The sequence below is a fragment of the Streptomyces sp. SLBN-8D4 genome, assembly GCF_049739545.1.
GTDB lineage: Bacteria > Actinomycetota > Actinomycetes > Streptomycetales > Streptomycetaceae > Streptomyces > Streptomyces canus_C.
The window spans coordinates 88,353-108,981 of sequence record NZ_JBMGQC010000001.1; the positions used below are offsets into that span (position 1 = coordinate 88,353).

Here is a 20,629-nt window from a genome sequence, read left to right on the forward strand (position 1 = left end):
ACCGTCGCGGGCAGCAGCCGGCAGGGCACAGGCCTGGAGTTCGGGAGAACCGGCTCCGGAGCGATTTGTTGCGGCTTGAGGGCGGGCCGTGGATACGTGTGGCCACCAGGACATCTGACAGGCGAATGCCGCCGTGCCCTTGCCGGACCCGCTAAGTAGCGGGTCCGGCAAGGGCACGGCGGCATCTCTCATGCTTCTCTGGGTCTTTGGGCCCACGGGCGGGCTGCGGACCACGTTCCACTGGCTCTGCAGTCCGGCTGCGGCTGGGCGAAGGCCGCGTCCGCGGCGGCGCCCTCCCGTGCGCCGGCGGGGGCCGGGCTGGTCCTCACGCTCCCCGCCGCGGGCCCGGGCACGGCGGCGCTGCCGGAGCCGGTCCGCTCTGGGCGGGGGTCAGGAGCCGCTGTGAAGGCCGGTGTAGAGGAAGTGGTTGGCCTGGTCGACGGCTGTCTTGGCGGCGTTGGTGTGGGCGAGGGCGTTGAGCATGGCGAAGTCGTGGATGGTGCCCTGGTAGCGGAGGGTGGTGATGTCGTTGCCGGCGGCGCGGAGCTTGGCGGCGTACGCCTCGCCCTCGTCGCGCAGGACGTCGGCCTCGTCGGTGATGACCAGGGCCTTGGGCAGGCCTTCGAGCTGGTTGAGGCTCGCGCGCAGTGGCGAGGCGAGGATCTGCTTGCGGTCCTTGGCGTTGGGGGCGTAGGCGTCCCAGAACCACTTCATGGCCTTGCGGGTCAGCCAGGGTCCGTCGGCGAACTCCCGGTAGGAGGCCGTGCTGAAGTTGGCATCGGTGACCGGGTAGAAGAGCACCTGCTCGCGCAGGGCAGGGCCGCGGCGCTGCTTGGCCATGAGGGTGACGGCGGCGGTCATGTTGCCGCCGACGCTGTCGCCGGCGACGGCGATCCGGGAGCCGTCGACGTTGATCTCGTCACCGTGCTCGGCGACCCACTTGGTGGCCGCGTACGCCTGCTCGATGGCGATGGGGTAGCGCGCCTCGGGCGAGGGCGTGTAGTCGACGAAAATGACCGCAGCGCGGGCGCCGTTGGCGATCTGCCGCACCAGCCGGTCGTGGGTGTTCTCGTTGCCGAGGACCCAGCCGCCGCCGTGGAAGTACATGACGGCCGGGAGCTTGCCGCTCACTCCGGCAGGGCGGACGATCCGGATGGTCACCTCGTCGGTGGGTCCCACCTTGAGGGTGCGGTGGCTGATGTCCGCCGGGAGCTTGTCCACGGGGCCGGCCTGTGCGCTGTCGAGTGCCTTGCGGGCGTCGCCGTAGGACAGGGTGTAGATGGGCGGGTTCTTCGCGGCCGCGTCGGCGAACGCCTGGGCGTCCTTTTCCAGCACCGGGACGGTTGTGGTGGCGGACGGTGCCGTGGGTGAGGCCGACGCGTGGGCGGTGATGGTCACCCCGGCGATGAGGGCGGCTGCTGCGGCGACGGCGATCTTGCGGTTGATTCGAACAGGTGCGGTGCGCATGGGGAACTCCTGGTGCGTGGCGCAGGGCGCACGCCACGCGGGGACGGAGGCGGGACCTCGCGGTCCGGCCGGGTGTAGTGCGGGGGTGTTACGGGCGCCGGATGTGGCTGAGCGTGCTCAGGCAGTGCCGAGTGCGGTGCGCAGGGTGGCGACGGCCTGGTTGATGGCGGCTTCGGCGGCGTGGGTCTCGCGCAGGGCGTTGAGCATGACGAAGTCGTGGATGACGCCCTGGTAGCGGACGGCGGTGACGGGGACGCCAGCGGTGCGGAGCTTGTTGGCGTAGGCCTCGCCCTCGTCGCGCAGGACATCGGCCTCACCGGTGATCACCAGGGCCGGGGGCAGGCCGGTGAGCTGGTCGGTGGTGGCGCGCAGCGGGGAGGCGGTGATCTGGGCGCGTTCGGCCTCGTCGGTCGTGTACTGGTCCCAGAACCACTGCATGGCGTCCCGGCGCAGGAAGTAGCCGGTCGCGAACTGGTGGTAGGAGGCGGTGTCGAAGCTCGCGTCGGTGACCGGGTAGAACAGCACCTGCTGCACCAGGGGCACGTCCCCGCGCTGCTTGGCCATCAGGGTCAGCGCGGCGGCCATGTTGCCGCCCACCGAGTCCCCGGCCACCGCGATCCGGCTGGCGTCCAGGCCCTTGCCCGCGCCCTGTTCCACGACCCAGCGGGCGACCGCGTAGTTCTGCTCGATCGCGACGGGGTAACGGGCCTCGGGCGAGAGGTCGTACTCAGGGAAGACGACCGCGGCGTTCGCGCCGACGGCGAGTTCGCGCACCAGACGGTCGTGAGTGTGGGCGTTGCCGAACACCCAGCCCGCGCCATGGATGTAGAGGACAACAGGCAGCGGACCGGCGGCACCGACGGGACGGACGATGCGCGCCCGGACAGTGCCGGTGGGCCCGCCCTGCACGGTCACCCACTCCTCGGCGATCTCGGGCTTGGCGATCTCTCCGGACTGGACCTCATCGACCACCTTGCGGCCCTCGACCGGACCGAGGTCGAACAGATACGGCGGGTTGGCGGTCGCCTCAGCGAACGCGGCGGCAGCCGGCTCCAGTACGGGAGCGGTGATGTTCTCGGACATGGGGACTCCTTGGGCTGATGCCGGGGCGGCAGCCTCGGCGAGGGATGTGCCCGGCCGTTCGGCGGTCACGAGAACACCGTAGCGCTCGATTCAGTCGTGCACAACTGAATCGAGCAAGACATAGTCGAGGACGCTTGGAATGGGTAGGATGTACCTGGCCGATCATCAGAGGTAAGGACGGCGCTCATGGGCCAGAACACGCGCGACGACGCCGCGGTGGGTTCGCTGCTGCTTCAGGACCAGCTCTGCTTCGCCCTGTACGCGGCCTCGCGGGCGGTCACGACCCGCTACCGTCCACTGCTGGACGAGCTGGGGCTGACCTACCCGCAGTACCTCGTCATGCTGGTGTTGTGGGAGCAGGGCTCGGTCTCCGTACGGGAGCTGGGCACGGCGCTCCAGCTGGAATCCAGCACCCTTTCGCCGCTCCTCAAGCGCCTTGAGGCCGGCGGCCTGATTCGCCGCGAACGACGCGCCGAGGACGAACGCTCCGTCGCCGTACGCCTCACCCCGGCCGGCGCGGACCTTCAGGAGAAAGCCCGCGCCGTCCCGCTGGCCATCGGCGAGGCCATGGGTCTGACCCCCGAGCAGGACGCCACCGCGAAGCACTTGCTCCGCCTACTCACCGAGAACGTCACCCACGACTGAGAACAACACGGCCGAGGCTCCGGCCGTGTGGAATCCGGCCTTCGCCGACGCTTGTGACTGCCTGCTGTGCGCGGACCAGTGCGTGGTCCGCGAACAGCACTACTTCGTCAAGGACATGATCGAGATACCGGTCATCGGCAGTGACGAGGTGTTCTCCTGGGGCGTCTGGGTCTCGCTTAGCCGCGAAAGCTTCTCCAAGACTGCGGACCTGTTGGACACCCCCGGCCGCGAGGCTGAGAAGCCGTACTTCGGCTGGCTCACCACCGACCTACCGGTCTACCCGGCCACCCTCAATCTGAAGACGCACGTGCACACCCGTCCGGTCGGTGAGCGCCCCTTCGTCGAGCTCGAGCCCACCGACCATCCCCTCGCCGTCGAACAGCGCACCGGGATCACCCTGGACCGCGTGCGGGAGATTGCGGCGGCTGTGCTCCACGGCGGCTGACTCGCGGGCGCGGATCTGAGCAACTACTTGGCCAGACGGGCCAACTATCGCGCTCAGTCACACATAGAATCAAATATGTGTTCGATGATCTGCCACCCGACCTGGACCGACTGCGCACCCTGCGGGTGTGGCACGCCCTGTGGCTGCGCCGCATTGACGCGAAGATCGCCCGCCTGGAACGCCGCAAGGCAGAAGAAGAACACGGGCGCCGCACGCGGCCACGGCCGCCGGAGTGGGTCGTCGAAGTCGGCATCGGCGCCGGCAAGCCACCCGTCCAGGTCCACGCCGGCCACTGCCACATGATCGGCTCACGCCGCCGCCCCGTCAGCCGTGATGAGGCCCGCCGCCTTCTGGCCGACGGACTGGGCGCCTGCACCCACTGCCAGCCCGACACCGAGCTCCACATCATCGACTTAGCCGGGCGCGACTCGAACAGCCGTACCAAAGGCCTCGTTACTCTGACACGTGGGCGGCTCGTACGCGCCGCGGGAACAGGACCCCGGCATGCCCCCTGCCCCGCCGATCACCGAACCGGACCCGTCAGCGCTGATCTGCCCCGGCGACAAGGTCGGCCCCTGCACCGGCTGCCAGCGAAAGGCCCACCGGTACGGCAGCGGCGGCAGCCCGCTGTGTCAGTGGTGCATGGAGACGGTCAAGTCAGGGTGGGGACCGAGCGTGCGCTTCGTCAGCACGCGCCCGCAGGAGCAGAGGGAGCCTGGATAAAGTCTCTTTCGCCGCGGGTCAGAGGGTGCCGTGTTCGCAGATCAGGCGGGCGACCTCACGGAGTTTGATGTTCTTCTCCTGCGAGTAGCGGCGCGGGACGCCGAAGGCCTGTTCCTCGGTGAGGTGGCGGCTGCCCATGAGGATGCCCATGGCCTCACCGATGATGTGGCGGGTGGCGACAGCCTGTTCCATCTGCGCGTAGGTGCGGGCGCTGGAGAAGGCGACGGCCGCGCCATCGACGCCATCCGCTCCCCGTACTCAGCCCAGTCCACCCCGTTCCCTCCGTGTGCCTTGATCGCGCCCCCGCCACGAGCCTCCTGCCCAGCCTTGTACGCAGCACGCCGTGACGAGGGCACCGGCGAGGCCGGGGAACTGAGTGACAGTGTCGGCCAGTGGGCGGTGGACGGTGGACGGTGGTCCGCCCTGGCGGCGAACCGACTCCTCCTGCCGCGCACCCCAGGAGCTTCGATTCCTCCCCACCTGAAGGACTCTGCTGAGAATTCCGCGAATCGGGCTGTCAGGCCGCGAGTATGAGGGCTTCGAGGTGGGAGGTGCGGGTGCCGCCGAGTGGGGTGCCGGTCAGCCCTCGGTCGATGCGGATGATGTTGATCGCGGTGGCGGCGAAGACGTGACCGAGGCGGGTCGCCGGCAGGTTGCGGCCGTGTTCGTCTCCACGAGATCTCGTACGGGAAAGCGGAGACGCTCAGGCCACCTGCGGGCAGCTGCGTCCTTTCGCCGTCAGTTGTGTGCTCCTTTCGGGCTCGCTGGAGTGCGCGGTGCGAGCGGGCCTCACAGCATGAGGTCTGGCGACCACACCGTTTGCTGATGCGTACGACCGGTGCTTCCAGGTTGCCTCAGGTATCTCCTCGGAAGGACGACATGCCCATACGCAACCGCGGCACAGCTGCCGCCGCCGCCATGTTTCTGGCCGGGTTGACGATGCTGTGCGCGGCTCCGGCCCACAGCATGCCCGGCGTGGCCGCACCCGGTCACACGCCTTCGGCGGGCCAGGACGGCGCCCCGCTTCTGAACCGCTTTCGGCTCGGTCCGTCTTCGGCACGACTGCCCGGCACCTACATGCCTGCACGCGCGCAGACCGGCACGCACACCGTCGCCACCGGAGACACGCTGTGGGACATCGCTCAGCGCGCTCTCGGCAGCGGAATGCGGTGGGACCGCGTCTTTGCCCTCAACGAGCACACCATCGAGGATGCGGCTCGTCGGCACGGGTACGCTTCCAGCGACCGAGGCCACTGGATCTTCCCGGGAACCGAGCTTGCGCTGCCTCAGTCCGATCACGCGCTCACGCAGCCGTCGTCCCGGTTCGAGCCCGCTCCGTGCCCCACTACGTACGGGCCGCTGAAGGACACCCGCTGCGGTTTCCTCGTCGTACCGGAAAACCGGGCCCACCCCTCCACGCGGACCCTTCGCCTGGCGGTTGCACTCGTGTCCTCGCAATCGCCGACACCGCGCCAGGATCCGATCGTGTTCCTCACCGGCGGCCCCGGTGCGGACGCCCTCGGGAACATATCCGAGCTCACCGCGGCCGGCCTGAACCGTGACCGCGACATGGTCGTCCTGTCCCAGCGCGGAACGTACTCCTCCCAGCGGCCGTTGACGTGTCCGGAGATCGACCAGTTCTACGCGGACCGCGTGCACCTGCGCTACGACGATCCCTCCACCGGAGACCGGTACGCCCAGGCGGCGGCACGATGCCACGAGCGCCTGACAGCCCAGGGAATCGACCCGGCCGCCTACAACACCACTGAGAACGCCGCCGATCTGGCGGATCTGCGCAAGGTGCTTGGCATCCGGGAGTGGAACGTGCTGTCGCATTCCTACGGGACCCAGCTGGCGCTGACCTACATGCGCATGTTCCCTGAGGGGATCCGCTCGGTGACCGTCGACGGCGTCGTGCCTCCGTCGGAGGCGACACCCGGGTGGACGTGGAGCAGCATGAAGGAGGCGTTCGACAACATCGTCAGCGCCTGTGCGGCCCAGCCCTCGTGCCGGCAGCACTACCCGGACATCGGTGGCACCTTCCTGCGCATGGTGCGTCAGCTCGAGGCTCGTCCGGTCACCACTTACGCGACAGTGCCGCAGGTCGGCAAGGTGAAGGTGGTCCTGGACGGCGGCGCGCTCCTCAACTGGCTGGTGCGTGCCAGCCACGCCCCCGACGACTTCCCGCTGGCCGTGGACGAACTCGCACACGGCCATCCGGAGCGCATCGCAGAGCAGTGGGCGTCGGCCTGGATTCCCGGCTCACAGGGGAGGTTCGCACACGGGTTCTCGCTGAGCGTGTGGTGCAGCGAATGGGTGCCGTTCGAGACCCCCGACGAGCAGCTCGCCAAGGGCCGGCGAGCCTTTCCCGAGCTTCCCCGTTCGGTCCTGGCCCAGGCGCCCCAGCTGCCGTTCCTGCGGCAGGCATGCCAGGAGTGGAGCGTCCCGAAGGCGCCCGACCCCATTCGTGCGGTCACTCGAAGCACCATCCCCACGCTTGCCATGTCCGGGAGCTTCGACGCCCAGACCGGGGCCCAGTGGGGGCGCTACGTGGCCCGCGCGCTTCCCCGCTCCACGGTGGTGACACTGGCCGGAGTCGCCCACGGGACCTTCGACAATCCGTGTGGGGCAAAGGTGATCACGTCCTTCTTCGACAACCCCGACCACCCCGACACGCGGTGCGTGAGTTCCGTGAAGCCGCCGACGTTCGTCATCGGCAGTGAGGGAGCAGGTTCGTGAACGAGGATGTGCTGTCGGCCGAGCCCGAACACGGCGGTGCCACGCGATGGTCTCGCCGCGGCTTTCTCGGCGCTGCGGCAGCGGTGGGCTCCGCGACGATCTCGCCGCGGCAGGCGGCCGCCGCGGCCGCGGCACCGCAATCCGCCGTCCAGGGCGGCGGCACCGGCACCACCGACACCTCACCGTTCCAGGCCCTCGACGCCAAAATCCAGGCCGGCATGCGCACGTATGCGATTCCCGGAGCCGCGGTGGGTGTGCTCTGGGAGGGCCAGGAGTACGTCAAGGGGTACGGGGTCACCAACGTCGACCATCCGGTTCCCGTCGACGGCGACACCGTCTTCCGTGTCGGTTCGACCACCAAGACCTTCACCGGAACGACCATCATGCGGCTGGTCGAGCGGGGCGACGTCGACCTGGACGCCCCGGTGCGCCGCTACCTTGCCGATTTCGCGGTGGCCGACCCGTACGCCTCGGCCCAGGTCACCGTACGGCAGCTGCTGAACCACAGCGCCGGGTGGCTCGGTGACGACTACCAGGACTTCGGTCCCGGCGACGACGCCCTGGCCCGCTTCGTGGCATCGATGGCACGTCTTCCCCAACTCACCCCTCCCGGCGAGGTGTTCGCCTACAACAACGCGGCACTGTGCGTGGCCGGGCGGATCATCGAGGTGGTGACGGGCACGACGTACGAGGCTGCGGTTCGCACACTGGTCATCGATCCGCTCGGACTCGGCCACAGCCGCTTCTCCAGCGATGAGATCGTCGGCTTCAACGTCGCGGCCTCGCATGACGTCGTCGACGGCAAGGCAGTGCTGGATCCGTCCTTCTGGACCCAGCCACGAAGCCTCGCGCCGACCGGAGGCCTGATCTCCAGCGTGCGCGACCAGTTGGACTGGGCCCGTTTCCACCTGGGAGACGGTACGGCCCCTGACGGCACGCGACTGCTGAGCGAGCAGTCGCTGGAACAGATGCGCTCCAGGCCCGGTCCCGGCGGCACCCTCGTCGTGGAACTGGACGGCATGGGAATCACCTGGATGGTGCGCCCGACCGCCCAAGGGCCGCGGATCGTGCAGCACGGCGGGACCTGGCCGGGTCAGATCTCGGGCTTTGTGATGGTTCCGAGCCGCGGCTTCGCACTGACCCTCCTGACCAACTCGCAAGGAGGGACGGCGCTCCGGGACGAGCTGTTCACCGACGACTGGGCCCTGAACCTGTTCGCCGGCGTGACCAACCTCCCGGCTACGGCCCGGTTCTTCAGCGGCGCGCAACTGGCACCGTACGAGGGCTCCTACATCGCCCAGCGGATCAACGAGAAGGGCGCCATGGAGGACACCGTCATCACGCTGACCCGGCACAACGGGCGGCTGCGCGGCACCCAGACGGTCCAGGACCCGAGCAGCGAGGCCGCCGCCGAGGAAGAGAACACCGGCCAGGGCCAGAGCAGCGAGGTCGGGGCCGCCTTCTACCGCACCGACTTCGCACTGGACCTCGATCCTGACGGCCGACCGATCGGCACCCGCTCCAACTTCGTGCGTGGACCCGACGGGAAGGTCCTCTGGTGGCGCAACCACGGGCGGCTGCATCGCCACCAGACTGACTGATCGGGTGCCCGTGGAGCGTGTTCTGCCGGAGCGCCCGGAGAAGTGATGCGGGATCCCGGCCGAGGCAGGGGTCCCGCGCTTTCGGCCTGGAGGCTTTCCGAACGGGGGCCGCCCTTAAGGCGAGCGGTGTTGCAGGCGCTCCAGGTTGCGGCGATCGCCTTCGCCTCGGCGCCGTCGACGCCGTGGAGGTCGTCGGCGGCCGACAGGGTGCCCTTGCGGGTGCCGGCGTAGCGGTGGTGGACTTGAAGTACGTGGTCAGGGTTCTACCAGATCTGCAGAGGGCGCCAGCACAGTACGCTCCCCAAGCTCTGGGCCAGGCGTGGAGAGAGCCCCACTGGCTGCTGGGTGGGCTCTTCAGTCCAGCGCCCTGGGCGGGTGCAGGGGCGTGTGGCGCCACCCCGCTTCGCCGCAACTCCCCCCACGGGCACGGATGTTGCGGGAGGCATTGCGATCGGCGGGATCAACGAATCCTCACGACCGGCAGGCGAACCGTCCCTGAGAGACAGGGTTCAGCTTGTCCGTGTGACCGCACTGTGCGCGCATGCCGGAGTGTAGGCGGGATGGACGAACAGCACGGGGGCACCGGCGCGACGCGTCTTGTACTCCACGAACTGCCCCAGGTGGGCGAACGCCAGGAGCGCAGCGCGACCCGTCGGGACTTGCGAGCCGTACCCGGGTACGGATACCGGCAAGGTCATCCATGCCGGTATCCGCGCCCGGCGCGTTGAGCCTCGGTCGCGATGCCCTTCGAGATGATGAGGTTGGCCCTCGCGTGCCATTCGGTGCGCAGTGCCGGGCAGCCGACGGCCCCCGCCGCCCACCGGTGACCGTGTCGTGCGGAGGCGGCCACGCGGCCCTGCTGCGGCCGCTGGTTGCGGTAGGCGCCGGCGGCGAGCGGCCTGGGCTCGGCTACCAGCTGTGCGCCACGTCCACCACCAGCCGTCCGGGCAGTACCAGCATCCGGAACGGCAGCTTGGCCCGGACACCGAGTCCGATGTGAGTGGCCGAGTCGTAGTAGCCGCCGAACTTCGCGTCCCTCAAGGTCTGGTAGCCGCTGAAGTCAAGCCCCGGCAGCGGATCGGCGAGCCCGACCGGATACTGCGACTGGTTGACCGGCGCGGTGAACCTGATCTCGATGACTGCCCCGCCCGCGACGGGGATCCCGGTCCCCGACGGCATGTGGGCGAAGCTGGGCACATACCGCGCCCAGTATCCGGCTGGGTCGGCAATGGTCATGCCTGGAATGTCGAAAACCACCCGGTCGTAGCAGGCGTGACGGCCGGTGCGAACGTCCGCCAGAGCCCCGACCATCGCGAGCGATCCGGGTCCTGCCTTCGCCATGCTTCCCCACGCCGTCTCGCATGCGGCAGCCTGCGGGGCGGCAGCGACAGCCGGCACGGCGCCTGTCCCTGTCAGAGTCAGTACCAGCGTCGCCAGCACCGTTGCCAAACGTCTCATCGGTGAGCAGCCCCTTTCCGTTCCTGCGTCTCGCACATCGATGCCCTGTCAGACAAAGAGGACAGAGAGATGGTTGGAGCGGATGACCACCATGTTTCAGACATTCTGATCGGGGTGTCACGTCGACCCCTCACCGGTGATCCGGGACCGCGCGACGGGGGAACCCCCCGCGAGTTCTCTCGCAGTTCGTGGAAGCGGACACCCAAAGACTGCCCGATGAGCTGACGGCAGATTCGACCTGGTCGTCGCCACCTACCGAGTCCTCTCCTGGACCGAGGACCTCGGCGCCTGGATGGGCGGCGCAGCCAGAGCCCTGTGGCCCAGCGGCCGACTGGTCCTCGTTGCCTTTCACCCCGCCTTCCGGACCGTGCTCACCTTCGACCCGTACCGCTGTTCACTCGGCGAGACCGTGGCGCCAGCCGCTTCGGTGAAGCACAGCTTGACCTTGTTCTTCTTCGCCCAGCGATGGATGTCGGGGCTCTTTTGGGCGGAGAGGCTGTCCAGGATTACGCAGATCGGTGCGCCGTCGGGTCGGGCGGCACGGATCGACTTCAGCGCGGCCAGCGTGTTGGCGGCGCCCTTTCTGCGGCGGTTGACGCCCCACAGGGTGTCGTCGCCGACCGAGTAGCGGCCGTGCAAGTACCGCACACCGTGGATGCGGTGGTAGGTGGCGGGCAGCAGGTCGGGGCGCTTCTGCTCGGCCCAGCCCGAGCCCGCGGCGGGACGGATTCCGAGCGGGCCGAACTCGTCGAAGGCGAAGACCCGGTCCTCGAAACGGTCGAGGACCTCCTCAATCCGGTCCAGTTTCGCCTCGCGGTCAGGGTCCGGGGATTCCTTCCACGTCTTGGTGTGCTGGAAGGTCACTCCGCGGCGGGCGAGCAGGCAGCGTAACGCCTCGCGGCCGATCCGGATCATGTGGCCGTGGACTTTACGCAGGTAGGCGACGAGCTTGCGCAGGGACCAGTGGGTGAGGGCTGGCCGAGCCTGGTCGGGCGGGTGGTGGCGTCTGGATGACGAAGTCTTCGTCGTCAGTGCTGAGTTGGCGGGGGCGGCCTCCCGCCCACTGAGAGTCCAGGCAGGCCAGGCCGATCTCGTTGAAGCGGTGGATCACGTCCCGGACGGTGTCCTCGTCGGCCTGCACCAGCTGGGCGATCACTGGCACCCGGTTTCCGCCAACGGGGGCCAGCAGCATCATCGCGCGCAGGAGCGCACCGAGTTGGTGGTGCCCCGGCGCACGATCTGCTGCAGTTTCCGCCCTTCCTGGTCGGTCAGTCTGCGCACACGGACAGGCTCGGCCACCGCGCCTTCATCGGTCGGAACGGACGTCACCACCCATCCAACCGCCGCGATCACCAAACCGGCCAACCTATGCGGTCAGAGCACTAGGTGTGGCCCGGACTTGCGCCTTGAGCGCGCTGCCGTTGGGATGGTCGGGATGACGGCGTTCGTAGTGGTGGGTGATGTAGGCAGGCAGCAGGAAGCCGGGCATCACGATGTCGCCGGTGCCGGGATCGCGGGGCACAAGGCGGGGTTCGCACCGCGCGAAGAACGCGAAGGCATCGAGCAGGGACTCGATGACGAAGTGCCCGCCAACTGCCGGGCGGTAGGCGGTGTGGACAGCGGAGGCGGAGCCGGTGCTCGAACGCACCACGGCCGGCAGCCGGTCGTAAGGCAGCCAGGCCGGTATCACCCGCCATACGTTGCCCTCGCCGACGATGCCGTCGACCTGCAGGCTGAGGGCGGCCGACAGGTGAGTGTCAGCGTTGTGGGCCAAGACCAGACCGCGGACCACCTGTCCCTGAGGGTCGGTGCGCTGCAGAGCCGAGTAGCGCAGTTGGTCGGTCGGGTTCTGGCTGGCCTGTTTTAGACCATGGGGCCGCTCGCGACTGTCTGCCCGGCCTGAGCGGCCATGCGGCGCAGCCATATGTGGGCCGGTTCCCGCTCATGGAGGGGATGCCACCACAGGGACTCCACCAAGTGGCCGATCTCGAAGGCGGGTTGGGCGACGGTGATCGGTTGTCCGGAGAGGGTGGGGATCGCGACCCGTTCGGGCATCAGGCCGATCCGGTCGGTCCCTGCGACCAGGTGGGGAATGGCCAGGAAGTTCTCCGTGACGATCTCCGCGTGCGGTGCGATGCCCTCGGCGTGCAGGCGGTTCAGAGGGGAGAAGACCGGCGACGGGTGACGGTAGGGCAAGACCCAAGGGCGTTCCTCCAGTTCCTCCCGCCCTAGGACGGCCGGGCCGCGGTCGGCGGACACCACGCACACCCAGCGGTCCTTGTACAGGTCGAAGGTGGGGATGTTCGACAGGATGCCCTGGGGCAGGACGAGGGCGTCCACCGTGCGCAGGTTGTCCAGCGCCTGCTGCACAACGCGTTCGGTGCTGTGCTGGAACCGCAGCCGCACATTCGGCGCGGCAGCGCGGACCAAGTCGGCCAGGGCTCGCCCGAACGTGGGCAGTTGGCAGTCGGCCATGATCACGGTGAACTCGTGCCGGGCCTGCGTGGGGTCGAAGTCGGGGCGCGTCTGAAGGACCCGGTCCGCCCAGCTCAGGGCCTGCTCGGTGTGTTCCACCAGGCGTTCCGCCAGGGGGGTCAGCTCGTAGCTGTTGCCCACCCTGACGAGGAGTTCGTCGCCGTAGTGCCGGCGCAGCCGGGCCAGGGCCGCGCTCAGCGAGGGCTGGCTCAGGCCGAGCCTTTGGGCTGCCCGCGTCACGCTGCGCTCCTGGAGGAGCGCATCCAGCGGCACCAGCAGGTTGAGGTCCAGCGTCACGGTACCCACCCCGAATGATCATCAGCTCTGTCTATGTCGAGCATAGGTGATTTCGGCTTCCCTGATCCCAGTGCGGGCCGCAAGAGTGGTGACACGGCTCGGCGGGATCTCGTGTCAGACGAACCGCCGCCACCCCGGACGTTCACGTTCTCGGGCCTGCACCGATCGATGCAGGTGTTCCGAGCCCATCAAGGAGGCGACAATGCCGTCGTTCCATGTCCTGATCGCCGGCGGAGGCATCGGAGGAATCTGTCTCGCGCAGGGTCTTCGCCGCGCGGGCATCAGCTGCACCGTCTACGAGAGCGCACCGGGCATCGGGCGCGCCGGCTACCGCCTGCACATGAACGGCGCGGGTGGCCGCGCTCTCCAGCAGTGCCTGCCCGACAACCTCTTCGAGCTGTACATGCAGACCTCGCGCGAGACACCGCGCCGTGAGGTCATGGTCCTGCTCGACCACCAGGCCCGCGAACTCGGCGCCCGTCCCCACATCGGCCCGCCCAATGACCCGCAGCGGCCGCACACAGCGGTCAACCGGCGCACGCTGCGCCAGATCATGGGCCTGGGCCTGGAGGACATCGTCCGCTATGACAGCACCGTCACCGGCTTCGAGACGGACGGCGACAAAGTACGGGTACTGCTCGACGACGGCACGAGCGCGACCGGGGACGTACTGGTGGGCGCCGACGGCATCAACTCCGTCGTGCGCGGGCAGTTGCTGCCCGACGTTCCGGTCGTGGACACCGGAAGTCGCGGCCTGTACTCCATCGCACCGCTGACCGACGATCTGGCGGCGAGCCTGCCCGAGGCACTGTTCGACGGTTTCGCCGTCGCCACGGGGCCGAACGGCGCGATGTTCGCGTACGGCACCTACCGGCCACGCAGGCCGGTCTCCGAGGCGGTGGCCGAACTGGCGCCCGGCGCCCCCGTCGATCCCGTCGACCCCTACATCATGGTCAACCTCGGCCTTCCGCCGGGCAGCCCTGTCGCCGCAGGGGCTCCCGACCTGTGGAACAGCTCCCCCGAAACCCTGCACGCGCTGATGCGCGCCGCGGTACAAGGCTGGGATCCCGCTCTGGCCGAACTCGTCGAGCACGTCGACGCGTCGACGATCTTCCCGGTGTCCACGCGTCACCTACAGCCGGCAGAGCCTTGGCCGGCCGGCCGTGTCACCCTGCTCGGCGACGCGATCCACGCCATGCCTCCCTCGTTCGGCTCCGGCGGCAACACGGCACTGCGCGACGCCGCGGCTCTCGCCCGGGCCCTGGAGCGCGCCGCCCACGGCGACACACCCGTGGCGGAGGCCGTGGCCGAGTACGAGAACGAAATGCGCGCCGAGGTCTTCCCCATCCTGCGTGCCTCGGCCGACCCGCGGGCCATCGACACCGAATTCCTACCCGACGACCTCCCCGTCAGCCACACCTGATCGCCGCCTCCCCCACACGAGCCGCACCACGAGGAGAAGCATGCCCGTCACCGAACACACCGAAGACATCGAGTTCCGAGTGCAGGAACTGACCCTGCGGGGCAAACTGTTCCGCCCGACCGACGGCACCGAACGCCCGCCCGTCGCCATCCTCCAGGGCGGCCTGGGCGGTCCCGCGGAATCCATGTTCGCCATCGCCCGGGGCTTCACCGACGCCGGTCTGGCCTGCCTGATCTACGACCACCGCAACACCGGCTACAGCCACGGCGAACCCCGGCAGCAGTTCGACCCCTGGCAGCAGTGCCGCGACCTGCGCGACGTCATCACCCACCTGACCCTGCGCCAGGACATCGACCCCGACCGCATCGCCCTGTGGGGCATCAGCATCGGGGGCGCCAACTCCCTCTTCACGGCCGCCACCGACCGCCGGGTCAAAGCCGTCGTCAGCATCATCCCCCCGGTAAGCGGCTGGAGCGCGCGCACCCTCCAACCGGCCGACACGCTCGCGGAGCTGGAAGCCCTCATCCCCGCCGACCGCCAGGCCCAGCTGCGCGGCGAGCGGGCCGCGAGCATCCGTCTGCACGGCGTCCCGGAACCCGGGGACCCGGTCATGTTCAGCGACCAGGAGGGTCTGGAATTCGTCGAGAACATGATCCACCACCTGCCCAGCTTCCGGAACGAGATCACCATCTCCACCCTCGACCGCATCTTCGAGATGGAGGTGCGCGCCTACGCCGAACGCATCACCGCCCCGGTCCTGATGATCCTCGCCTCCAAGGACACCGTCGCCCCCGTCGAGGAGGCCCGCGAGATGTACGAGCGGATCCCCGACCCGAAGCAGGTCATCGAGTACCCGGGCCAGCACTACGAGATCCTCTCGCACCACTTCCCCGAGATCGTCACCCGCAGCGCCGACTGGCTGGCCGCCACCCTGCGCGGCTGACCGCCCCACCATCCGCGCCCGTTCGGTCCGCCGGAGCCCGCGCGGCCCGGCGGACCGACCCCCCATCCCCGAACACAGAGAGGTGTCGTCGATGCGTCTGCTCGGACTTGCCTGCGGGCAGGAGGACGGCAGTGCCGAGGTACTGCTGAAGGCTGCGCTCATCGCGGCCGCGCGCGAGGGAACAGCCGTCGAGATGGTACGGCTGACCGACCTGTCCCTGGTGACCGCCGCCACCGCGAACGCCGGGGACGACGCGGCCTGGTTCTGCGACCAACTGCTCGACGCGGACGGCGTGATCGTCAGCTCCCCCACCTAGACCCGCAGCGCACCGGGCGCGTTGAAGCTCCTCATCGACCGCGTCTTCGGTCCGCGCACGGACGTGGTCTTCGTCCGTGAGGCGCTCGCCCGCCGCGAACACGGACGGGCCGAGCAGGAGGAGACCCGCGGCCTTCTGAGCCTCGACACGGCCCCCGACCCGAGGGTCCTCAAGCCGCGCGTGGCCGGGTTCATCGCCCTGGGCGGCTGCCCCTCACCCCACTGGCGCACGCTGACGCTGCCCACTCTGCACGCCCTGGCCCTTCCCCATGCACATGGCCGTCGCCGACCAGATGGAACCGAGGACACCGGCGGCTTCGAGAGCGGCGTCATTGCTGCGTCCTGCCCGGACGGCCTGGCAGGAGCGTTACCGTGGCCAGCGTCGCGACAACCGCGCGCTGCCGGTCCAGCGTCAGAGCCTTCCATGCCTTGGCAAAGTCTTCGGCAGTCACGAGGTCCACCAGGATGCGCGACCGTTGCAGGCACGCCATCTGCGTCTCGACGTCAGCCAGCCGGGCCGTGATCCTGCGGGTAACGGCCTTGAATTCGGCGGCGTCCGCATCGTCGTCATCCGCGAACGCGTCGGTCAGAATCCTGATCCGGGACCGCAGGGCAACGGCCTTCGCCCGCAGCTCCCCCGTCCTCGGTGCGGTCTCGTCGACGAGGAGATCGACGGCGTCGGGGCGCGACCGGCGTCGGATCGCGTACTCCTCGGCGGTGAGGTCAATCGGTTCCGTACCGCGCGCCAGGTGCTTCGTGTCACTGAGGCAGAGACTGTTCGGCCCAGATCGTCTTGCCGACGGCGGTGTGACGGCTGCCCCAGCGCTCGGCCACCTGCGCGACGAGCAGCAGCCCACGTCCGCCCTCGTCGAAGACTCGGGCCCGCCGCAGGTGCGGGGCGGTGCTGCTGCCGTCGGAGACTTCACAGATGAGCACGTCGGCGCGGATGAGCCGCAGGTCGATGGGGGCGTTGCCGTAGCGGATGGCGTTGGTGACCAGCTCGCTGACGATCAGCTCGGTGGAGAACTCCAGCTCGGCCAGCCCCCAGGCGGCCAGCTGTTCGCTCGCCATCCGGCGGGCCCCGGCAACGGTCGCGGGGTCCGCGGGCAGTCGCCAGGTGCGGACCTGGTGCGCACCGAGACCGGAGGTGCGCGCCAGCAGCAGGACGATGTCGTCGGCCGGCGGGTCGGGCCGTATCTTGCGCATGACCTCGTCGCAGGTTTCCTCCAGGTCTGCGGTGGAGCAGCGCAGCGCTTCGGTCAGCAGCTCCAGTCCGACGTCGATGTCCCGGCCGGGCGCCTCGATCAGTCCGTCGGTGTAAAGGGCGAGCAGGCTGTCCTCGCCCACCTCGAATCGAGCTGCCTCGAAGGGCAGTCCGCCCAGGCCGAGCGGCGGCCCGGCGGGCAGGTCCAGAACTTGTACGGTGCCGTCGGGGGTGACCAGTACGGGTGGAGGGTGCCCGGCCCGGGCCATGTCGCAGCGGCCGGCGACAGGGTCGTAGACGGCGTAGAGGCAGGTCGCCCCGATCTCTCCGGAGGCTTCCTCCGGCTGGCCCCGGGTGTCCGGGCCTTCCTCCCGGTCGAGCCGGATGACCAGGTCGTCCAGCCGGGTGAGCAGCTCGTCGGGCGTGAAGTCTGCGTCGGCGAGGGTCCGTACTGCGGTGCGGAGGCGGCCCATCGTGGCCGAGGCGTGCACGCCGTGGCCGACCACGTCGCCCACCACCAGCGCGAGCCGTCCTCCGGACAGTGCGATGACGTCGAACCAGTCTCCGCCGATCTCGTCCCCCAAACTGGCGGGAAGGTACCGGTAGGCGAGGTCCACCGCCTGCGCTCGTGGCAGCCGCTCGGGCAGCAGACTGCGCTGGAGAGTGAGCGCGGTCCGGCGCTCGCGGGTGTAGCGGCGGGCGTTGTCGATACTCACCGCGGCCCTGGCGGCGATCTCCTCGGCGAGCACCAGATCGTCCTCGCCGAAGGGGTCCGCCGTACGGTGCCGCAGCAGGTGCATCACGCCCAGGGTGACGCCCCGGGCTCGCAGCGGCACCATCATCACCGAATGGATCCTGAACCGTCGCATGCTCTCGGCGCGGGCCGGGGAGGCCGTGGCCCACCGGCGCAGCTCCGGATCGCCGGCACGATAGTGGGCACCCTGGCCGGTGCTCAGCGCCTGGGCAGGTGGGGAGCCGGGAGGGTAGGCGTCGATGTCGCCCGCCCGCAGCACGGATTCCGGGCACCCTGAGAGCACCGACCGTTGCGCGATCCGACGGCATTGCACTTGCGTGTCGGGCGGGATCGGTTGCGGCTCATGTCCTTGGACGACCGACTCCAGCAGGTCGACGGTGACGAAGTCGGCGAAGCCGTCCACCGCCACCTCGGCCAGTTCCTCGGTTGTCCGGGTCACGTCCAGGGAGCTGCCAATGCGCGTGCTGGCCTCGTTGAGCACCGCGAGGCGGCGGCGGGCCCAGTACTGCTCGGTGATGTCGTTCACCATGGCCGACAGCCCCAGCACTGTGCCCGCCTGGTCCTTCAGCGGTGACAGATAGACCGACCACGCGTGATCGCGGACCTCCCCGGACGCCCGGAAAGGCTGCTCCTCGCGGAAGATCATCTCGCCGGTGCGCACCACCTGCCGCTGGAGGCGGTCGATCTCGTCCAGCGGGGGGACGGGGTAGATCTCCCACAACGTCAGGCCTCTCATCTCCTCCTGTGTGAGCCCCATGGCATGGCTCATCATCTGGTTGCAGGCCACGAACCGTGCCTCATGGTCGTATACCGCCACGGGCAAGGGGAGCTGCGCGAGCGTGAGATCCCACAGCTCCGCCGTCCCGGCATCGGCCGGCGCGGAGGGATATGTCTTTGCCGCCGGGCTGACGACCCAGTCGGTCCCACCGCCCCCGCCCGCCAGCGGGGTGCCCCGGAGCTGCAGCTTGATGTGGTCTCCGTCCCGTTTCCGCAGCGCCACGTCGCTCGTCCACGGTTCCCGGGCGGCCAGATGGCGCCGCAACGCGATGGGCAGCTTCGCGGCCAGAAGGTAGGCGGCCGGCCGGCCGATCACCTCGTCGGCCTGGTACCCGAGCAGGCGCCCCGCCCCGGCGCTCCACGCCATGACGGCTCCGCGGGTGTCGATGACGACGGCGAAGTCCTCAGCTGGTCCCGCACCCCTCTTTGCTGCGGTCGTGTCGGGCTCGTTGTCCATGGCGGTACCACGACCTCGTTCTTGCAGCCACACAGCACAGCACTGCGTCGCCCCTCACGGGCGCTGCCTCCAGCATCCCGCCTTCGCACACCCCCCTCAAGCGGCCGCGTTCCGGGGTCGTGCGGTCACGGTGTGCCGTTCCACCGTCGCACCGCCCGCCGTGTGGACCGTCGAGGGAGCCGCACCGGTTGCACGGGCCTGTGCCGGTCCACGCCGCCGGGGGGGGTGATGACTGGTCGGTGGGGTGGATGACGGTGAAGTCCCGGGTGTCGAAGCGTGCCACCTGTGTGCGGAGCCGGCCGGTGGACCAAGGCCAGCTGAAGCTGTTGCGGCCGTTGGCGTCGAGGTAGTAGCTCCCGCATCCGCCGGTGTTGTAGACGGTGCCCGCGAGGGCGGCCTGCAGTTCGGTGTTGCAGGCGCTCTGCACGTCGCGGCGCACCTCGAGCGACGCCCACCCCTCGGCGCGTGCTGAGCGGATCGCGCCGAAGGCGAGATCGAGCTGGGCTTCGAGGATGGTGAACGCGGAGCTGTGCCCGGTACCCAGGCCAGGACCGAGAAGCAGAAACGCGTTGGGGAACCCGGTGGGGGTGTGTCAATTTAACGGCTGATATTGCCCACCACCATCTGCACGCCCGAGTCGCCCGGACCGCCGGGCCCGAACACCATCGACCCGACGCGCGCCCCAGCGTCGGTGGCCTTGCGGCGGGCCACCGCCAGGGCGAGTCTCGGGCCGCCCTGGCGGGCCCAGTCGACCGGCACCGACAGAGCGGCGCACTCGGCTCCCGGGTTCTCCGAACGCGTCACACGGTGTCCAGCGCAGAGCTCCCGTGGTGGACGGCGACGCATGGACCGCCGGAGCGGCGGCGAGGCTCGGTAAGACAGCCATGGCGATTCCCCCGGCGATGGCTGTACCCCGGGTGACGATCCGCCGCAGTGCGGATCTGCCCCTTGGCTGCATGGGTCCTCCTCGTGACGAGATCTTTTGTCTCAGGCGTACGGACCCGGCCGGGGCATCTTCACGTTAGGCGTGCCGGCGCCGCACGCGGCGCCATATCAGGGGCATTTCCGGGTCGGGTCGGGGACCGGTCAGGGGTGACCAACGTGTTGATTCTCGGCTTCGGTGAGCGCCTCGTGGACGGCTTGTGCGCGTTCGATCGTGGCAACGTGCTCTTCGATGACGCGATAGGCCGACTGCAGCTTCTCGAGGGCGGTGCGGCTTTGGTCGTACAGACGAGCGTTGTCGAGCGCGATCGCGGCGTGATCTGCGAATGCGCTGAAGAGCGCAATCTCTTCCGAGCTGAATGACCTCTCCGAGCGGTCGGCGGCGAACAGGGCGCCGACCGCCTGGCCGCGGACCAGCAAGGGCACCCCGAGCAGCGCGGTCAGCCCTTCTCGTGCGACGAGTCCGTCGAAGTCGTGGTCGTGGTTGAGCTCGTCGGCGATGAGGTAGTTGCTGACCCAGATCGGCTTGCGCCGCTCGATCACCTGCCCTCCGAGTCCGGTGCCCGGAGGAATGCCGGAGGCAAGGAAGTCGGCGGAGATGGTGCCTTCCGAGGCACGGACTGACAGTGCATTGTCCGGGCCGAGCAGGGACAGGTACGTGAAGTCCGTGCCGATGAGTTCGTGAGCGTGGCGCACGATCGACCGCAGCACGTCATCGAGTTCTCCCAGCGCGGTCAGTGACCTGGCGGTCGCATAGAGCGATGAGAGCTCGCGCTTGCGCCGGAGGTGATAGGCCTGCGAGCTCTCGTCGGCGGGAAATGGCGACGCTGTCGACGTCATCTCCTTCACATCCTCCCGTCACACCACCGTCATGGAGTGGT

18 protein-coding genes and 2 pseudogenes are annotated in these 20,629 nt (G+C 69.2%); 8 read left to right on the forward strand and 12 right to left on the reverse strand.

Going from position 1 to position 20,629, the window contains the following annotated elements; all coding sequences use genetic code 11:
- Nucleotides 1–390: 390 nt before the first annotated feature.
- On the reverse strand, nt 391–1,467 hold the full coding sequence (locus tag RKD20_RS00430; protein ID WP_424875822.1) for an alpha/beta hydrolase: 1,077 nt from the start codon (nt 1,465–1,467) through the stop codon (nt 391–393).
- Between the two features lie 117 nt (nt 1,468–1,584).
- Entirely contained in the window at nt 1,585–2,550 is a 966-nt protein-coding gene (locus RKD20_RS00435) for an alpha/beta hydrolase (RefSeq protein WP_424875823.1), read from the reverse strand.
- A gap of 186 nt (nt 2,551–2,736) precedes the next feature.
- Between RKD20_RS00435 and RKD20_RS00440 the strand changes: the two genes are divergently transcribed.
- Together RKD20_RS00440 and RKD20_RS00445 are read left to right on the forward strand one after the other, a co-directional pair.
- Nucleotides 2,737–3,195, forward strand: a complete 459-nt coding sequence (locus RKD20_RS00440) for a MarR family winged helix-turn-helix transcriptional regulator (protein WP_362117292.1) — start codon at nt 2,737–2,739, stop codon at nt 3,193–3,195.
- Between the two features lie 25 nt (nt 3,196–3,220).
- Complete coding sequence (locus RKD20_RS00445; protein WP_424875824.1) at nt 3,221–3,640, forward strand: DUF2199 domain-containing protein; 420 nt, start codon at nt 3,221–3,223, stop codon at nt 3,638–3,640.
- Nucleotides 3,641–3,693: 53 nt separating this feature from the next.
- Here the strand turns inward: RKD20_RS00445 and RKD20_RS00450 are convergent, their stop codons facing one another.
- Complete coding sequence (locus RKD20_RS00450) at nt 3,694–3,933, reverse strand: hypothetical protein (RefSeq protein ID WP_424883497.1); 240 nt, start codon at nt 3,931–3,933, stop codon at nt 3,694–3,696.
- Here RKD20_RS00450 and RKD20_RS00455 point away from each other — a divergent pair.
- Nucleotides 3,892–4,431 carry a DUF6233 domain-containing protein gene (locus RKD20_RS00455; RefSeq protein WP_424883107.1) on the forward strand — a complete coding sequence of 180 codons (540 nt, stop codon included), beginning with the start codon at nt 3,892–3,894 and terminating at the stop codon, nt 4,429–4,431. The genes RKD20_RS00450 and RKD20_RS00455 overlap by 42 nt on opposite strands.
- On the opposite strand, the pseudogene RKD20_RS00460 reads toward RKD20_RS00455, so the two are convergent.
- A pseudogene (locus RKD20_RS00460) lies at nt 4,382–4,594 on the reverse strand (ANTAR domain-containing protein); the annotation flags it as partial. The gene RKD20_RS00455 and the pseudogene RKD20_RS00460 overlap by 50 nt on opposite strands.
- A gap of 648 nt (nt 4,595–5,242) precedes the next feature.
- On the opposite strand from RKD20_RS00460, the gene RKD20_RS00465 reads away from it, so the two are divergent.
- The gene (locus tag RKD20_RS00465) at nt 5,243–7,102 is read left to right on the forward strand and encodes an alpha/beta fold hydrolase (protein ID WP_424875825.1); all 1,860 of its coding nucleotides are present in this window, start codon (nt 5,243–5,245) and stop codon (nt 7,100–7,102) included.
- Nucleotides 7,099–8,703 (forward strand): serine hydrolase domain-containing protein, encoded by a 1,605-nt coding sequence (locus RKD20_RS00470; RefSeq protein WP_424875826.1) that lies wholly within the window; start codon nt 7,099–7,101, stop codon nt 8,701–8,703. Before RKD20_RS00465 ends, RKD20_RS00470 begins: the two co-directional genes overlap by 4 nt.
- 909 nt (nt 8,704–9,612) lie before the next feature.
- On the opposite strand, the gene RKD20_RS00475 is transcribed toward RKD20_RS00470, so the two are convergent.
- The 4 genes and pseudogenes from RKD20_RS00475 to RKD20_RS00490 form a co-directional block, all read right to left on the reverse strand.
- Nucleotides 9,613–10,161 carry an AMIN-like domain-containing (lipo)protein gene (locus RKD20_RS00475; RefSeq protein WP_424875827.1) on the reverse strand — a complete coding sequence of 183 codons (549 nt, stop codon included), beginning with the start codon at nt 10,159–10,161 and terminating at the stop codon, nt 9,613–9,615.
- A 381-nt stretch (nt 10,162–10,542) separates the two neighbouring features.
- Nucleotides 10,543–11,460 (reverse strand): annotated as a pseudogene (locus RKD20_RS00480) (IS630 family transposase); the annotation flags it as partial.
- A gap of 67 nt (nt 11,461–11,527) precedes the next feature.
- Nucleotides 11,528–11,935 (reverse strand): hypothetical protein, encoded by a 408-nt coding sequence (locus RKD20_RS00485; RefSeq protein WP_424875828.1) that lies wholly within the window; start codon nt 11,933–11,935, stop codon nt 11,528–11,530.
- A gap of 89 nt (nt 11,936–12,024) precedes the next feature.
- Nucleotides 12,025–12,942 carry a LysR family transcriptional regulator gene (locus tag RKD20_RS00490; RefSeq protein ID WP_424875829.1) on the reverse strand — a complete coding sequence of 306 codons (918 nt, stop codon included), beginning with the start codon at nt 12,940–12,942 and terminating at the stop codon, nt 12,025–12,027.
- A 193-nt stretch (nt 12,943–13,135) separates the two neighbouring features.
- Between RKD20_RS00490 and RKD20_RS00495 the strand changes: the two genes are divergently transcribed.
- The 3 genes from RKD20_RS00495 to RKD20_RS00505 all read left to right on the forward strand — a co-directional run bounded on the left by RKD20_RS00495 (nt 13,136) and on the right by RKD20_RS00505 (nt 15,615).
- Nucleotides 13,136–14,356 (forward strand): FAD-dependent oxidoreductase, encoded by a 1,221-nt coding sequence (locus RKD20_RS00495; RefSeq protein WP_424875830.1) that lies wholly within the window; start codon nt 13,136–13,138, stop codon nt 14,354–14,356.
- 40 nt (nt 14,357–14,396) lie between these two features.
- Nucleotides 14,397–15,299, forward strand: coding sequence for an alpha/beta hydrolase (locus RKD20_RS00500; RefSeq protein ID WP_424875831.1), 903 nt, complete (start codon nt 14,397–14,399; stop codon nt 15,297–15,299).
- Nucleotides 15,300–15,390: 91 nt separating this feature from the next.
- Nucleotides 15,391–15,615: an NAD(P)H-dependent oxidoreductase gene (locus RKD20_RS00505; protein WP_424875832.1), complete on the forward strand. Its 225-nt coding sequence runs from the start codon at nt 15,391–15,393 to the stop codon at nt 15,613–15,615.
- A gap of 328 nt (nt 15,616–15,943) precedes the next feature.
- Here RKD20_RS00505 and RKD20_RS00510 read toward each other — a convergent pair whose 3' ends face one another.
- From RKD20_RS00510 to RKD20_RS00525, 4 genes are all read right to left on the reverse strand, one after another.
- Entirely contained in the window at nt 15,944–16,471 is a 528-nt protein-coding gene (locus tag RKD20_RS00510) for a hypothetical protein (protein ID WP_424875833.1), read from the reverse strand.
- Complete coding sequence (locus tag RKD20_RS00515; protein ID WP_424875834.1) at nt 16,374–18,806, reverse strand: SpoIIE family protein phosphatase; 2,433 nt, start codon at nt 18,804–18,806, stop codon at nt 16,374–16,376. Before RKD20_RS00515 ends, RKD20_RS00510 begins: the two co-directional genes overlap by 98 nt.
- 597 nt (nt 18,807–19,403) lie before the next feature.
- On the reverse strand, nt 19,404–19,610 hold the full coding sequence (locus RKD20_RS00520) for a hypothetical protein (protein WP_424875835.1): 207 nt from the start codon (nt 19,608–19,610) through the stop codon (nt 19,404–19,406).
- 282 nt (nt 19,611–19,892) lie between these two features.
- Nucleotides 19,893–20,588: a GAF domain-containing protein gene (locus RKD20_RS00525; RefSeq protein ID WP_424875836.1), complete on the reverse strand. Its 696-nt coding sequence runs from the start codon at nt 20,586–20,588 to the stop codon at nt 19,893–19,895.
- Nucleotides 20,589–20,629: the final 41 nt, after the last annotated feature.

Bases quoted from the DNA above. Each gene is read 5' to 3' on its own strand.
- RKD20_RS00430 (WP_424875822.1), bottom strand. From the start codon at position 1,467: ATGCGCACCGCACCTGTTCGAATCAACCGCAAGATCGCCGTCGCCGCA.
- RKD20_RS00435 (WP_424875823.1), bottom strand. From the start codon at position 2,550: ATGTCCGAGAACATCACCGCTCCCGTACTGGAGCCGGCTGCCGCCGCG.
- RKD20_RS00440 (WP_362117292.1), top strand. From the start codon at position 2,737: ATGGGCCAGAACACGCGCGACGACGCCGCGGTGGGTTCGCTGCTGCTT.
- RKD20_RS00465 (WP_424875825.1), top strand. From the start codon at position 5,243: ATGCCCATACGCAACCGCGGCACAGCTGCCGCCGCCGCCATGTTTCTG.
- RKD20_RS00475 (WP_424875827.1), bottom strand. From the start codon at position 10,161: ATGAGACGTTTGGCAACGGTGCTGGCGACGCTGGTACTGACTCTGACA.
- RKD20_RS00495 (WP_424875830.1), top strand. From the start codon at position 13,136: ATGCCGTCGTTCCATGTCCTGATCGCCGGCGGAGGCATCGGAGGAATC.
- RKD20_RS00500 (WP_424875831.1), top strand. From the start codon at position 14,397: ATGCCCGTCACCGAACACACCGAAGACATCGAGTTCCGAGTGCAGGAA.
- RKD20_RS00505 (WP_424875832.1), top strand. From the start codon at position 15,391: ATGCGTCTGCTCGGACTTGCCTGCGGGCAGGAGGACGGCAGTGCCGAG.
- RKD20_RS00515 (WP_424875834.1), bottom strand. From the start codon at position 18,806: ATGGACAACGAGCCCGACACGACCGCAGCAAAGAGGGGTGCGGGACCA.
- RKD20_RS00525 (WP_424875836.1), bottom strand. From the start codon at position 20,588: ATGACGTCGACAGCGTCGCCATTTCCCGCCGACGAGAGCTCGCAGGCC.